Source organism: Streptomyces violascens (genome assembly GCF_014649955.1).
Lineage (GTDB): Bacteria > Actinomycetota > Actinomycetes > Streptomycetales > Streptomycetaceae > Streptomyces > Streptomyces violascens.
The window spans coordinates 1-14,561 of record NZ_BMUA01000042.1; the positions used below are offsets into that span (position 1 = coordinate 1).

Annotated in this window: 14 protein-coding genes and 1 pseudogene; 9 read left to right on the plus strand and 6 right to left on the minus strand. The window is 67.6% G+C overall.

The annotated features are described in order from the left end of the window. Positions 1-367 precede the first annotated feature (367 nt). Positions 368-607: a hypothetical protein gene (locus tag IE206_RS39165; RefSeq protein WP_189971011.1), complete on the minus strand. Its 240-nt coding sequence runs from the start codon at positions 605-607 to the stop codon at positions 368-370. 163 nt (positions 608-770) lie between these two features. Here IE206_RS39165 and IE206_RS39170 point away from each other — a divergent pair, with 163 nt between their 5' ends. The 5 genes from IE206_RS39170 (at position 771) to IE206_RS39190 (ending at position 5,138) form a co-directional block, all read left to right on the plus strand. Continuing rightward, positions 771-911 (plus strand): hypothetical protein, encoded by a 141-nt coding sequence (locus tag IE206_RS39170; protein ID WP_189971013.1) that lies wholly within the window; start codon positions 771-773, stop codon positions 909-911. Next, a complete protein-coding gene (locus IE206_RS39175; protein ID WP_189971014.1) occupies positions 911-1,132 on the plus strand; it encodes a transposase in 222 nt (73 codons plus the stop codon). Before IE206_RS39170 ends, IE206_RS39175 begins: the two co-directional genes overlap by 1 nt. Before the next feature lie 404 nt (positions 1,133-1,536). Then, positions 1,537-3,744, plus strand: a complete 2,208-nt coding sequence (locus IE206_RS39180) for a tetratricopeptide repeat protein (protein WP_189971016.1) — start codon at positions 1,537-1,539, stop codon at positions 3,742-3,744. Between the two features lie 236 nt (positions 3,745-3,980). Then, positions 3,981-4,142 carry a hydrophobic protein gene (locus tag IE206_RS39185; RefSeq protein ID WP_229853361.1) on the plus strand — a complete coding sequence of 54 codons (162 nt, stop codon included), beginning with the start codon at positions 3,981-3,983 and terminating at the stop codon, positions 4,140-4,142. Between the two features lie 717 nt (positions 4,143-4,859). Further along, positions 4,860-5,138: a hypothetical protein gene (locus tag IE206_RS39190; RefSeq protein WP_189971020.1), complete on the plus strand. Its 279-nt coding sequence runs from the start codon at positions 4,860-4,862 to the stop codon at positions 5,136-5,138. Positions 5,139-6,070: 932 nt separating this feature from the next. On the opposite strand, the gene IE206_RS39195 is transcribed toward IE206_RS39190, so the two are convergent. The 4 genes from IE206_RS39195 to IE206_RS39210 all read right to left on the minus strand — a co-directional run bounded on the left by IE206_RS39195 (position 6,071) and on the right by IE206_RS39210 (position 9,168). Then, complete coding sequence (locus tag IE206_RS39195; RefSeq protein ID WP_189971022.1) at positions 6,071-6,496, minus strand: hypothetical protein; 426 nt, start codon at positions 6,494-6,496, stop codon at positions 6,071-6,073. Positions 6,497-6,523: 27 nt separating this feature from the next. Continuing rightward, entirely contained in the window at positions 6,524-6,790 is a 267-nt protein-coding gene (locus IE206_RS39200) for a hypothetical protein (protein ID WP_189971024.1), read from the minus strand. Between the two features lie 492 nt (positions 6,791-7,282). Then, a complete protein-coding gene (locus IE206_RS39205) occupies positions 7,283-7,969 on the minus strand; it encodes a response regulator (RefSeq protein ID WP_189971026.1) in 687 nt (228 codons plus the stop codon). Then, positions 7,966-9,168 (minus strand): sensor histidine kinase, encoded by a 1,203-nt coding sequence (locus tag IE206_RS39210; RefSeq protein WP_189971028.1) that lies wholly within the window; start codon positions 9,166-9,168, stop codon positions 7,966-7,968. The genes IE206_RS39205 and IE206_RS39210 overlap by 4 nt, the downstream gene beginning before the upstream one ends. Positions 9,169-9,312: 144 nt before the next feature. Between IE206_RS39210 and IE206_RS39215 the strand changes: the two genes are divergently transcribed. The 3 genes and pseudogenes from IE206_RS39215 to IE206_RS43330 form a co-directional block, all read left to right on the plus strand. Next, positions 9,313-10,059: an ABC transporter ATP-binding protein gene (locus IE206_RS39215; RefSeq protein WP_189971030.1), complete on the plus strand. Its 747-nt coding sequence runs from the start codon at positions 9,313-9,315 to the stop codon at positions 10,057-10,059. 169 nt (positions 10,060-10,228) lie between these two features. After that, entirely contained in the window at positions 10,229-12,550 is a 2,322-nt protein-coding gene (locus tag IE206_RS39220; protein ID WP_229853362.1) for an ABC transporter permease, read from the plus strand. Between the two features lie 155 nt (positions 12,551-12,705). Further along, positions 12,706-13,129, plus strand: a pseudogene (locus IE206_RS43330) (serine dehydratase beta chain); the annotation flags it as partial. 125 nt (positions 13,130-13,254) lie between these two features. Here IE206_RS43330 and IE206_RS39230 read toward each other — a convergent pair. Next, a complete protein-coding gene (locus tag IE206_RS39230) occupies positions 13,255-13,737 on the minus strand; it encodes a transposase family protein (protein ID WP_308433983.1) in 483 nt (160 codons plus the stop codon). On the opposite strand from IE206_RS39230, the gene IE206_RS39235 reads away from it, so the two are divergent. Further along, on the plus strand, positions 13,640-14,428 hold the full coding sequence (locus IE206_RS39235) for an alpha/beta hydrolase (protein WP_268254468.1): 789 nt from the start codon (positions 13,640-13,642) through the stop codon (positions 14,426-14,428). The two genes, IE206_RS39230 and IE206_RS39235, sit on opposite strands and share 98 nt — an antisense overlap. Positions 14,429-14,561: the final 133 nt, after the last annotated feature.

Sequence of the window (14,561 nt, forward strand, 5' to 3'; positions counted from 1 at the left end):
CGTCCACGAAAGACCCACGGCTACCGCGCTCCGGCCGAGCTGACCTTCTGAACGGCGGTGATGCGCGGACCGCTTGAGCTCGCCTTCGTTTGGCGACGGGCAAGGAAGCGCCAGGCCGGTGGGGCAGCGCTGTGGGCTGCCTGCCCCGGGGCCTACGGACGGGAGCCGCGAGTGAATGCTGCGGCGTCGGTGAAGGTGTGGATGGACTGCGCCTTCTTGTCTTCCGCTCCCAGTGAAACGCGGCGCTCGCCCGGGAAGAGGCCGTGCCACGAACACCCTTCGACATGGGGCAGCTCGTGCCACGCCATGCAGACGGACGTGCGGTTGATCCAGGAACTGATGGCTTTGTTGTACTGGCCGACGAGGTCTAGGTCTTCGCGTCGTCCTGGACAAGGATCTCCCAGCCGGAGGCTTGCGCGTTGAAGTCCGGGTTCTGGAAGAAGCATGCCCATCCGTCCGGGCAGGCGTCCGCCCCGCTCACGTCGTGCGCAACGAACCAGCGGTAGGGGCCGGGCAGCGCAATCCTCCTGGCCACCGCCCGCGACCGACGCCCCACCGGCGTCCTCGCCCCGTTCAGGGCATACGCCACCGCCAGCTTCACCGACACCGGCGGCAGCATCACCGCACCCCAGGTCCTCGCAGAGATCCGCGAGCAGGGCTATCGCGGCAGCGTCCAGGCCATCCGCAAGCACTTCGCCGCCCTCCGTGACGGCACCGCCGAACCCGTCCGCGCCGACATCCCCAGCCCCCGAAAAATCACCTCGTGGATCATGTGCCGCCGGGAAGACCTCAGCACGAAAGACGAGGAACGACTCCTCCAAGTCCGGCTCGCCTGCCCGGACATCACCCGCGCCTGCGACCTCGCCCGCATCTTCCACGACCTGGTCACAAACCGCCGCGGGCATCTCTGATGGACTGGATCCGCCAGGCCGAACAGGACGCCCCCGCACCCGTCCGCAGCTTCGCCGGCTGCCTCCGCCAGGACCTCGACGCCGTCACCGCCGGCCTCACCCTGGAATGGAGTTCTGGCACCGCCGAGGGCAACGTGAACAGAGTGAAAACGATCAAGCGGAGCATGTACAACCGGGCATCCTTCCGGCTCCTCCGGATCCGCATCCTCACCCGACCATGAGCTTCACGAAACTGCGGCCAGAACCTTGAAAACGGGCCGCTCCCCTCTTCGGGTCCCCACCTAGTTGCTGTTGGCAACAAGGACCGAGGCCGCCAGCTCGTCGAGCGTGCGGACGTGACGCCCCGTCTGTCGGTTCGCTCCGCCATGAGTTTCGCTAACCATGTACGGCTCGCCTTGTGTGGGGACAACCGGAGCACGGATGAATCTTCGTACGGCCCGGACTGGTCCCAGTTCGAGCACCAGCAGCCAATCTCCGTCGAGTTCTCGTCCGAAGCCCTTACTCTCGCGCCTGCTGGGCACAATGACCTGGCAGAGGGGGCGCGATGAGCGGTTCGCGACGTCGTGCGGTAATCCGGGCAGGAGCACTGGTGCTCGTTCCCGTGGCCGCATCCGTAACTCAGGTAGTGGCGACGATCATCACGGCGCGATTTAACTGGTGGCTTTTCGCCGTGCTTGTCGTGCTCAGCGCCGCACCCGCGCTCGGGCTGGTCGTGGAAGCGCGACGCCCGGATCGCGAAGAGAGCGACCCTGCTCCTGGCAGGAGCAGCCTGCGACCAGGAGCGGGGCTGCCTCCGCCGGTCGGGACACGGGTGTTCACCGGCCGTGCCGAGTGTCTGCACCAACTTATCGGCCCCGAGGCAGCGAGGGCGACTGCAGGCCCGCTCATCCTCGCGATCACTGGACTCGGTGGCACTGGCAAGACCGAACTCGCTGCGCGAGCAACACGCGAGTTGACAGCTCGTTACCCAGACGGTCAGTTCTGGCTTGAGCTACGCACCTACGCGGCAGCCGAGTCCCGCATGCGCACAGCACAGGCGTTGCGGCTGCTGCTGAATGCCCTAGGCGTGTCTCCAGATCCGCAGATGACCGGTGCGCTGGCGTTGAGTCGGGTATGGCGCTCAGCCACGGCTGGCAAAAAGCTGCTCGTGGTGCTGGACGATGTGGACCATGCCGACCAGGTCCGGCCGCTGTTGCCAGCCGGACAGACCTGCGCCGCCCTCGTCACCAGCCGTCACGCCTTGACCGGCCTCGATCCCGATATAGCGGTCGCGTTGGACGTGTTTTCGCAGGATGAGGCACGCACGCTCGCGAACCGGATCCTGGAACGTACGGGCCACCCCGACCCGAGCACTGCCACGGTGATCGCGGCGTCCTATCGGCTGCCGCTGGCCGTGCGCCAAGTGGCCGACCTGAAGGCCGCCAATCCAGGCGTACGCCTTTCGGATCTCCTTGCCCGCGACGACCGAGCCATCAGCGAAGCCACAGCCAGCGTCGGCCTGTCGGTGCGTTCCCTGCCAGCGGAGGCCAGGCTCGTTCTGCGCCGCACGGCGAACTACCCCGGCTCACTGATCAGCCCGGAGATCGCCGCGGTCGTGGCCGACAAGCCGCTTCGCACCGCCCAGGCGCTGCTGGCGGATCTCTACCACCATGGTCTATTGCTACCCGACCGCCGCGTCGGCTACCGCATGCATGACCTGGTCCGGGCGGCAGCTCAGGGTGCTGCGACGGCCCGTGAGACCGGCAGAGAGCGAGCCGCCTGCGACGATCGTCTCTTTCGATACGCCCACGCTGTTGCATCGGAAGCTACCCGCGCGCTGTACTGTGCCGACGACGTGGCCATGCCCGCCCGGAATGACGTCCAGAACCTGCGCGTTGCCCCGCCTCATTTCCCCTCCACCGGCGCTGCGCTGGCCTGGCTGGACGACCAGCACAGCGACCTCCTCGCGATCGCGCGACGCAGCGTCGCGCAACGCTCCCCGTGCACCTGGCGGCTGATCTACCAACTGGAGTACTACCAGCGCCTGCGTGGCTTCTACGACGAGATCGTCGACTTGCACAGCCAGGCACTACGGCTGACGGAAGAGACAGGCGACCTTCTCGGCCAGGCCGGCATGCATCAAAACCTCGGCCTCGTGAGCATGCGCACGGGCAACTACCCGGCTGCCCGCACGCGCTTCCAGCGCGCACTGGATCTGTATGCCGCGACAGGGAATCCAACCGGGCAGGCAGAGATCCACCACGAGTTGCACCACATCGACTGCTGGCTCGGTGACCTGGCTTCCGCTCGCGTGCACGCCGAGGCGGAGTTCCAGTTCGCACAGGCCGGAGGAACCCTCATCGACCTGGCAGCAGCACACGTCGACCGCGGCCTTGTCGACCGTCTGGAAGGCCAGCACGACGGCGCACACCGCCACCTCTCGACCTCGTTACACCTGTACGAGCAAGCTGGCCAGCCACGAGGGATCGCCACCGCGCACCGTCACCTGGGGCTGCTTGCCGCCGATGTGGGTGAGCACGTGGAAGCCCACACCCACCTCGACCAGGCCATGGCCCGCTACCTAGAACTCGGCGACATCCTCAACCAGGCAGACACTCACATCGGGCTTGCCATCCTCCAGCGACACGTCGGAGACCTCGATGCGGCGTCTCACCACGCTTCCAGGGCCCTCGATCTGAGTGGCTCAGTCAGCCACTGGCGTGGCCAAGCCGAAGCCCACCACGAATTGGCAACCCTCGCGCAGACCCGTGGGCGCCATGACGCTGCAGCGCGCCACCGGCAGGAGGCTTCTGCGATCTACGAACGTCTCGGCATACCAACCCACCATGGGTGAGGCAGCCCGTGTCCTTGAACTCACCCTTCTCCAGTTCGCTGCACCACTTGCTCAATGCCACGACCCACCCGCCTCGGATCTTGGCTGACTATCGGATGTTTCCTCCCGTGTGGCGCTCGTCCTCAGGTCATCGGCCTGTCGGTGGGGAGACAAAGTGAGCAGGTCTGGCAAACCTCTGAGCAGGACCTGGGGAATTTCAATTTCAACGAGCCCTGATGGCTCGGAGGTTGATAACTATGGTTCCCCTGCTTCTCGTTCTTCTGCTGGCCCTGATCCTCTTCGGTGCGGGTTCCGCACTCAAGGCACTGTGGTGGATCGCCGTCATCGTGCTCGTTGCCTGGCTCGTCGGGTTCATCGGCTGCCCCAAGGGCGGAAGCACCCGCTGGTACCGCTGGTAGACACCAACCGCACATCACCACCATGTGTGGGGGCTGCCCATCCCGACGGGACGGGCAGCCCCCCACACGAATATCCACGCAGACGCCGAGAAACCCGCACGGGCACGGCCCGGGTCATGCACCGATTCCCGGGTACCAGCACTCAACGACCGCGGCGTCGGCCTCCGCGCACCGGAACCACGCCTCCAGGAAGCCGCCGCCGCGGTCACGCCTGCGATCTCTCGCCTTGGTGTCAGCATCTTGCACCTGTCGCTGCAGAATGCGGCTGTGTCGACGTTCACGTATTTCGTGCGTTCCATATGAGTTGGCTCTTGCATCGAACTGTGTCACCGCCTGCCGTGGACAGCACGCCATATGCTGCTCGGCTATGAGAGACAATCCACACGAAGCCAGCGCATGGCACCAGGGGCGCAACCCGCGGCGCAGTAAAATTGGGATACTCGGCTGGGCGCTTCTGATCCTACTCATGGCCGCGCTGTTCACACTGTGGCCGCGCTGAGTCGACGCTACCGCCGTCCAACTCACAAACGTTTCATTCTCGTGTTCACGGCAGCACCAGACACACAGGAGTCCCGGACGGGGCCGCCCGCCCAAGCAGACCCGCCACATCAACGTGATCAACGTTGATGGCAAGGTGGCCTTCCTCGGCTTCCGGGTAGGGCGAGTGAATCCCGCCAAACCGACCTACCGGGGCTACTACCTCATGAGGGCCAACTGATGCTCGACCGGAAAGAAGCACAGGAACGGGCCGCAACGTTCCTTGCCGAGCAGAGCCAATCCTGGCCGTCCAGCAACGTTCGGATCACCTCTGAGCACTGTTTCGTGGAAGGAGGGCGGTTCATTGCGCCGTACGACCGCATCGAGTTCCTCGACCACGGTGACGAGCACTCCCGACTCGCGGGCAACTTGCCAATCTGCGTCGACCTCGCCACAGGGGCGTGCGCCTTCATCACATGGGCCGAGGCAGACGACTTCATGGAACGCGATCTGCTCTGAGCGCACGCCCGGCTGACCCCATGCAGTGCCCGGCATGCACCGCTGACGATGCCGGACACTGCGCATCGAGCGGCAACATGTCCCTGACGGCCCCGGCATGCACCGCCAGGGACGCCTTGGCAGGACGAGCCAACCTTGGCACATCGAGGCTGACGTTGACACTGAAGTGCACAGGTTCTCATGTTGATGAAGCAGCTGCCGAACGGCGCCGGGCCGCCGAGGCGGAGCGGGTCTCGTCCTCCGCCGGGCCACTGTCGCCTTGCGTCACTCGCCTGGAAGGGCGGGCAGGCCTTCCCCGGCGGAACGAGACTGTGCATCGTCTTCAACAAGGCACCCGGCGACAACCCCCTGCGCCATCATCCACCGCTAGCACAAACATCGAATCCCGCGTACAGGACGCGGTGGTTGGTCGCCGTTCAGCGTAACCGCGAGTGTGAGGCCACCGATCGGCGGAATGCTCGTCTTCGCCGCCATGGCCCTGCCCGCCTGGATCAGCGCCGTACGCCGCCGATGAACCACCCCGCCAGCTCTCCCTACCGAAGCGGCGGCCCGCGGTGCCCCGGCCAGGGCACCGCGACAGTCGACGAACACCGCAAGGCAGGCTCTCGGTCCATGAACCTCGGCAGATTCCGCGTAACCACCCAGTCCGGCCCAACGGTGCGTACGTACAGGGCTACTGGGACGACAGCGAGGTGGTCGAGAAAATGTTCCTCGACCAAGTCGGCCTCTACGGCTGAGGCCACGCCGTCGTCACGCTCGCCGAGAAGACCGCCGACGGTAACTACCCGGTCATCAAGTCATGGTCACAACAGACCGGTGTGGTCACGGGATATGCGGCAGCAGCGGCTCCAGCACCGCCCACTCGTCATCCGTCAGATCTCCCCTGCTCAACATGACCCGAACAACGAATCACATGATCGGAGAGACACGACTTAGATGACGGCTGCGTCTCCTGCTGAGGCTGTGGCAGATGAGACCCGTTCCCCGGTGTACCAAGTCAGGTCGTCCGGATACCAGTTGCGTTCGCGGTCGCTGGCCCGGACCTCGGCGGCAGGCGTCGATGTGGGTGCGCTGTGGACGATGTCCCGGATGGTGAGGTCCAGGATTTCCACCGCGGTCTGCCGCCATCGCTCCCACTGATGCGCGTCGGCGGTGTTCATGCGGTTCACGTCGGTCACGCGCAGGTGACACGGCTCGGCAGGGTCGAAGTCGTGGGTCGGGCGCAGGTTCTTCAGGTCGCAGGCGCGCTCAGGGCTGAGTGTGGCGACTGCTTCGGTCAGCCGGATCTCGACCATTTTCGTGGCTCGCACTTGGAACGCGGCCTCGTACAAGGCCAGGGCTACGAGCAGCGTGGCCATATGGGCGTCGACGGCGTTCCCGCCGGCCTAGGGGTAGAGACGGGTGTAGATGTCGGTGTTCGAGGCGATGGCGAAGCTGGCCAGGTGCCGGGCGGCCCGGAGGCAGTGTGTGAATGTCGTGTCCGGGGAGATCAGACAGTTGATCTCCCATTGGACCCGGGGGTCGTCGTCCCAGTCCGGTTGCGGGGCGAGGGTCCGGTCCTCGTCGAGCGCGGGGAAGACGACAGTCCGCATCCGACCGTTCGGGAAGAACACTTCCTGTCCGATGGCGGCCCGGTGGAGCATCTGCCTCACGTCACGAACGGTGACGCGATCGTCTGTCCACTCGTGGTCGCAGGAAGAGCAGACGACCAGAACTTCGCCCCCTTGTGTGCCAAGAATGAGTGCTTCGGTCGCCCCGCATGAAGGACAGTGCAGGGGTGCGCTCAGGCTGTCTCCGATCTCCCTCGCGTATCTGGTGATCGCAAGCTCGCCCGAGAACTGAATACGACCCCAGTCTGCCAGCGCCATTGCGTCCCCTACCCCAGTGATCGGCCCCGAAGGGCCATCTCACTCTGTACGGCAGGGGGTTGCCAAGGCCTGATCATGTTTCCGGCAAGGTGAGGCCAGGGAGGTAAGGCACCGTGCAGTGGGGCAAGATCGTCCATCACGGGGAGGAGTTCGACGAGTCGGTCGGTGGGGTTCCTGAACAACCTCGCCCCGAATCCCGCCGCGGCCAGGTGGGTGAGCTCGCGCATCTGGCGAACGCGGCGAACTCGTGGTCGGCGTCGTTCTTCTCGCCCTGTCCTACCGTCTACCCGGCGTGAGTCCGTTCTCGAAGGCGATGATCGCCAGGTGGACGCGGTCCCGAGCTTCGAGCTTGGCGAACAGGCGCGCGACATGGGTCTTCGCCGTCGCCGCGCTGATCACCAACCTCTCGGCTATCTCAGCGTTCGACAGTCCCTGTCCGACCAGTGCCAGCACCTCGCGCTCCCGGTCGGTGATCCCCGCGATGAGACTCGAGCCCGCGTCGGGCTCGGCGTCCGGTTCGGGGGCCGCAGGGGTGGCGGAGGTTCCGGCGAAGTCGGCGATCAGCCGTCGGGTGACGCTCGGCGCGATCAACGCGTCGCCGGCCGCTACCACGCGGATCGCGTCCAGGATCGCGTCCAGGGCCATGCTCTTGAGCAGGAATCCGCTGGCGCCGGCGCGCAGAGCGCCGTAGACGTACTCGTCGTCGTCGAAGGTCGTCAGCACCAGCACCCTGGGCGGGTCCGGCTCGGCGGTCGCTTGCCGGGTCGCCTCGATCCCGTCCATGCCCGGCATCCGGATGTCCATCACCACGACGTCCGGCCGCAGTTCACGTACCAGGCGTACCGCCTCGCGGCCGTCGCCGGCCTCGCCGACCACCTCCAGGTCGTCGGTGTCGCCGATCAGGATCCCGAGCCCGACCAGCATCAGCGGCTGGTCATCGACCAGCAGTACCCGCACGCTCATGCCGGGAGCCTCGCCGTCACCCGGAATCCGCCCTCCGGACGCCGGCCCGCGCTGAACTGGCCGGACAGCAGCGACACCCGCTCGCGCATGCCGAGCAGGCCGAAGCCGCTCCCGCCGGCCGCCGCCGAGTGCCGGGGACGGCCAGGCCCGCCGGGACCGTCGTCCCCGTCGTCCACCACCTCGATCGTCACTCCCTCCGGCTCGTAACCGACCGCGACCCGGCACGTGGCCGCCCCGGAATGCCGCACCACGTTCGTCACCGACTCCTGGATGATCCGGAACGCCGACAGCTCGACCTCCGGCGGCAGCAGACGCCGCTCGCCCCGCCAGGCCACGTGGACCCGCACCCCGGCGTCGGCCGTGCGTTCGGCGAGCCGCGGGATATCGGCCAGGCTGCCGGCCGGCGCCAGCGGAGCGGCCTGCGGCATGGCGTCGTCCGGCTCGGCGCGGCGGAGCGCCCCGAGCATACGCTGCAGCTCCAGCAGCGTCTGGCGGCTGGTGGACTCGATGCCGGTCAGCGCCTGCCGCGTCTGCTCGGGCTTGGTGTCCACGACCCGCGCCGCCGCTCCCGACAGCACCGTGATGATCCCGATGCTGTGCGCGACGCTGTCGTGCAGTTCACGGGCGATCCGCAGCCGCTCGGCCATGACGGCGCGGGCCGCCCTCTGCTCGTGCAAGGCTCCGAGGTATCCACGGCGTTGGCGATACACCCCCCCGAAGACCCACGCGACCGCGAACCACAACGCGATCCCCCCGGTCCACTGCGCCGCGTCGCCGACAGTCTCCCCGGGGTAGCCGTGGATGTCGTTGACGAACGCGGCCGCGACGCCCACGACGGAGCCGACGGCGGCAGCCTTCGGCCGCCGGGCGGCGAGGTACCCGCTCAAGGCGACGAGCAGGACGAACACGATCACGGGCCGCGCGCCGAAGGCCGCGCCGAGGACTGATTCGCCCAGGATCACCGCGAAGACGGTCGCCGGCAGACGGCGCACCAGCAGAACCGGAAGGGCGAGCACGACGTACAGACCCACCATCTGGACGGGCTCGAGGTCGGGGAACCGGAACAGACCGTCCTCAGGGGTCGGCATCGTCCAGGGGAGCAGCAGCGCGTAGAAGCAGGCGGTGGCCGGCACCACGGCCTGTGACATCAGCCAGGTCACGCGCTTCGATGTCGAGAGACGCTGCAGAAGCTCTTCCATACGGAGATCGTATTCAGTGGCGTCGGCTCTGCGCGTCACCCCGGGGATGTACGCGGGGTACGCCGCCGGGCCGATGGCCTGGGGTAAGAGGTGACATCCGCCGGCCGACGCGATGGATCGTGGTCCGTTCATAGGTTCATGGCCATGACGAATCCGCCGATGATCGCTCTCCAAGACGCGATGAAGAAGTATGACGACGGCCCGCCCGCGCTGGCCGGTGTGACCTTGTCCGTGGCGTCCGGTGAGTGCGTGGCGATCCTCGGCCATTCCGGCAGCGGGAAGTCCACGCTGCTGAATCTGATCGCCGGTCTGGACAAGCCTTCCAGTGGCACCGTGACCGTCGACGGCACGCGCGTCGATCAGCTGGGTGAGGCCGGTTCGGCGAAGTACCGCCGGGCCTCGATCGGCATGATCTTCCAGTACTTCAACCTGCTCGACGACCTGACCGTGTTGGACAACGTCATGGTTCCGGCGCAGCTGGCCGGGATGGGCAAGGGTGAAGCGAAGCGGCGGGCCATCGCGCTGCTCGGCTCGCTGGGCATCGACCGGCATGCCAAGGCCTACCCGCAGCGGCTGTCCGGCGGGCAACGGCAGCGGGTGGCGGTGGCCAGGGCCCTGATGAACAAGCCGGCGCTGCTGCTGGCCGACGAGCCCACCGGCGCGCTGGACTCGAGCTCGGCCGAGGACGTGCGCCGGCTGCTGCTGGACCTGAACAGCGAGGGCCAGACCATCTTGTTGGTGACCCACGATGTGCAGTTGGCCGCGAGCACCGCGCGCCGCACGATCGAGTTGGTGGACGGCGCGGTCAAGCGGGACGTCGTCAACGACGGCAGCAGCGCCGGCCTGGCCGCCCGCACGCCGCTGACCCGTCCGGCGGGAGCGGTTGGATGACACTGCGCAAGCCGCCGATGCCCCGGCGCCTCTTCGAGGTCGGATTCCGGGCCGTGGCCCGCCTGCTGCCGGCGGTGAGCCGGTGAGCGTCTTGGGCAAGGTCGTACGCTCCGGCGTGGGCCGGCGTCGGGTCCAGTCCCTCGTCTTGGCCCTGACAACGTTCGCCGCGGTGACGTCCTCAGTACTCTCCCTCGGCCTGCTGGCCGTCGTGCAGGCCCCGTTCGACCACGCCTTCAGTGCTCGGAACGGGGCGCACCTGGCGGTCCAGTTCGACCGTTCAAAGGTCACGGCCGCACAGGCCACCGCCACCGCGCACGCCGCCGGCGTCACCGAGGCGGCCGGACCGTACCCGATCGCCGCCGCCCTGGACACGACCGTCGGCACGGACTGCCCCAAGAGGGATTTCGCCGGTCACGACAACCATCCGATCACCGTCACCACCCGGCCCGACCTGGGCAGCACCTCCGGGATGGACCAACTCGTGCTGACCCAGGGGCGCTGGCCGACCAGCCCGGGCGAGATCGCCCTGCCGTGGCAGCACTATGCCACCGCCTGCTTCGGCAGTTCGGTGGTGTTCTCCGCCCTGCCGGGCAAGCCGTCGTTCAAGGTCGTCGGCTTCGGCGGCTCGGTGACCAGCAGCGCGACCGCCTTCGCCACCGCCGACGGTTTCGCGCGGCTCACCGCTGCCGGTGCCAAGTCCGACGAGCAGATGCTCTACCGGTTCGCCAAGGCCGGGACCGACGCCGACATCGCCACCGACAAGCAGGCGGTGGCCGCCGTCGCACCGGCCGGCGCGGTCGAGAGCGGACAGTCGTACCTGACCGCGAAGCAGCAGGCCGGCGGCAACGCCAGGGCCTACGTGCCGTTCCTGATCGGCTTCGGGATCCTCGGGCTGTTCATGTCGGTGCTGATCATCTCGATCGTGGTCAGCGGGGCTGTGGCCTCGGGAATCCGGCGCATCGGGATTCTGAAGTCGTTGGGCTTCACCCCCTCGCAGGTGGCCCGCGCCTACACCGCGCAGGCCATGATCCCGGCGACACTCGGCCTGGTGCTCGGCACGGTTTTCGGCAACCTCCTGGCTGTGCCGATCCTGGACGGGGCCACCAAGCAGCTCGGCGCGGCCGATGCCACGATTCCGTTGTGGGTCAGCGCCGTGGTGCCGCTGAGCACCCTGCTGATCGTCAGCACCACGGCTTTGATCCCGGCACTGCGGGCCGGCCGGATGCCGACGGTGCAGGCTCTGGTGGTCGGCCGCGCCCCCAAGGCCGGGGGCGGTCGGACGGCGCAGCGTCTGGCCTCGCGGCTGCCGCTGCCCCGGGCCATGTCGCTGGGTCTTGCCCAGCCGTTCGCCCGGCCGGCCCGAGCCGTACTGGTCGGTGCGGCGGTGCTGTTCGGCGTGGTGAGTGTCACGTTCGCGGTGGGGCTGGGGACCGCGTTCAACAAGTACCTGGACACCAGTACCGCAGGCTTCAACGTCGCGTCGGAGTTCGTGATCCCCACAGCCGACGTAGGCGTGCCCTGGGGTCGCTACGGGCCCAACGACCCGCGCAGGCCGCACCTGGACGCCGCCAAGGTGGCCGCCTCGCTCGCCGAGACCCCGGGCACGAAGGCCGCGTTCGGCTGGGGCGAGAGCGGCGCGACCATCGTCGGCGCCCCGCCCGGCGGCGAACCGCCGAAGGTGTTCACGATCACCGGCGACTTCTCCTGGTCGAACATGGAGCTGCTGTCCGGCCGCTGGTTCTCAGCGCCCGGCGAGGCCGTGGTCGGCGACAAGCTGGCCACGACGGTGGGGATCCACGTCGGTGACAACGTCACCGTGGTGCAGCAGAACAAGCAACTACCGTTGAAGGTCGTCGGCATCAACTTCGACACCAACGTGGGCGACTACACGGTCATGACGGATGCGACCACTTTCACCGCCGCCGGTCTGGCCCCGCACATCGAGCAGTTCAACGTCGAGCTGGCCGACAACGTCAGCGGATCGGACTGGTCCACCTCAGCCGCCGCCGCGCTGACCCCGCTGAACGCCTCGGTCCATCCGCACTCGGACGGGGGCAAGAACATCGTGGTGATCATCATGGGCACCCTGGTGGCCACGCTCACGCTGATGATGACGGCGGTCGCCGCGCTCGGGGTGCTGAGCATGGTGGTGCAGGACACCCGGGAGCGGGTTCATGATCTGGGGATCTTCAAGGCCCTCGGGATGACACCCAAGCAGACCATCGCGATGGTGCTGACCTCGGTGTCCCTCACCGGCCTGATCGCCGGGCTGATCGGGGTCCCGCTCGGGGTCTCGGTGGAGAAGGCGACGCTGACCCCGATGGGGAACGCAATCGGCCGGCACCTGCCGCCGAGCGTGTCCCACGTCTACACCGCCGGGCTGCTCATCCCCCTGCTGGCCGGCGGGATCGTGATCGCCCTGCTCGGCGCACTGCTGCCGGCCGGCTGGGCGGCACGGACCCGGACCGCCACCGCGCTGCGGACCGAGTAGGACCGAGCAGAGCCGCCGGTCGCCGCAGCAAAAGCGGTGCTGGGCACTGCACGGCGCGGCAAGAACGCCCATGCCGACCTCCCCCGGTTGACACCCTCGGGAGGTCGGCATTCCGGCGTTTTTCCCTCAACACAAAGGCGTGAGAGGCACCCACCATGGCGGTCAGCGTTTTCGACCTGTTCTCGATCGGCATCGGCCCGTAGTGTTCACACACAGTCGGCCCGATGCGCGCGGCCCGGATGTTCGTCAAGAGCATGGACAACGAGGGCCCGCTGCCCCGGGTGACCAGGTTCCGCGCGGAACTGCTCGGCTCCCTCGGCGGCAACGGCCGCGGCCACTGCAACCCGAAGGCGGTGCAGCTGGGGCTGGAGGGACAGGTGCTGGCCACCGTGGACGTGCGGGGGCATGGAGCCGGACCTGGCTCGGGTCCGCGAGACCGGTCGGTTGCGGCTGGTGGGCACCGAGAAGGGCGCCGAGGGCGGGATCGCCTTCACCGAGGACCGCGACCTGGTGCTGCACCGGCGCAAGTCGCTGCCGTACCACTCCAATGGCATGCGGCTGTTCGCCTATGAGACTTCATTTGAAGGGCCGACCACACTGAGCGAAGGCCATCTTGAACGCCTTGGCCAGGGTGCTTATATGGCAGAGTTCGTGGGTGTTTCTGCTGTTGGTGGGCGGTGGTCGGCGGAGTTGACCGTCTGTCTTCAGTGTGCGACTTCGAGAGCGGTCAGGACGAGCAGGGCGCGCAGCAGCGCCGTGGCCCGTGCCGGGTTCAGTCGCAGCCGCGTAAGGACGCGCCAGTTTTTCAAGGCGGCGAAGCCGTGCTCGACGGGGGCGCGGGTGGCGGCGATGAGCTGGTTGGCCTGCTTCTGCCCGGCGGTGAGCTTCTTTTCCGGGTCCGCTTGACCCCGGTGATGACCACCGGGTCGTCGGGGTTGTCGTCCAGGCCAACGAAGCCGAGGTCCGCCAGGGCGCCCAGGCCGGCGGTGCGCAGATGCTCGCAGAGCTTGTCGTGGCCGGCGCATCTCATCTCGCTGGCTGCGCCGCGACGGGCGGAGGAGATCCAGATCAGGTTGCCGCGCGCAGGAAATGGTCGGCGTCACCACGCACGCGTTCAACGGCGCTCGGCCGCTGAGCGGCAAGTATCCGCTGGTGGTTCTCTCGGCGGGATGGAGCAAACCGCGCATGACGCTCACCTCCCTGGCGACCGAGCTGGTCAGCCACGGATACATCGTCGCGCTCATCGGCCACCCCTACGAGGACAGCGGTGAGACGTTGGCGAACGGCCAGACATCATCGTGCCCGTTCTGCACGGCCCCGATGCCCGACCTGGACACCGTCACCGCCAGCCGCGCACTGGACGTGTCCTTCGTTCTCGACCAACTCACCCACGGCAACCGGGCCTGGCCGCTGGCGCACCTCATCGACAAGCACGACATCGGCATGGCCGTGGTCGATCGGCGGCGCGGCGGCCGCCCCGACGATGGCCGCCGACCCGCGCATACTGGCCGGGGTGAACCTGGACGGCACCTTCCACCCGGTCCCGGCACCCGGGCACCGGCCGTTCATGATGCTCGGCGAGGACTCGACCGAGTCACCCAGCGGCATCGACACGTCATGGGGCGAAGCCTGGAACGGCCTCGGCGGTTACAAGAAGTGGCTGACCGTCGTCGGTGCCGTCACGGCAGCTTCACCGACCTCCCCGTGCTCACCGAGCAGGCCGGATTCCCGGTGCCGCCTGAGCTCTCGCCCGAACGCGGGGTGGAGATCACGCGCGACTACGTGGCAGCGTTCTTCGACCAAAGGCTGAAGGGGGTCCACAGCACCCTGCTGGATGGGCCCTCCGCCGCCAACCCGGAGGTTCACTTCCAGTCGTAGCACTACGCGCTGCCGGCATCGTCGAGCCAATGAAGACGGCGCTCGACGATGCCCCGCATAATTCCGGGGGATGACGCCGGTACCTCGCGGGGGGTATGCAACACGGAATACTGACCAAGTACTGACATCCACG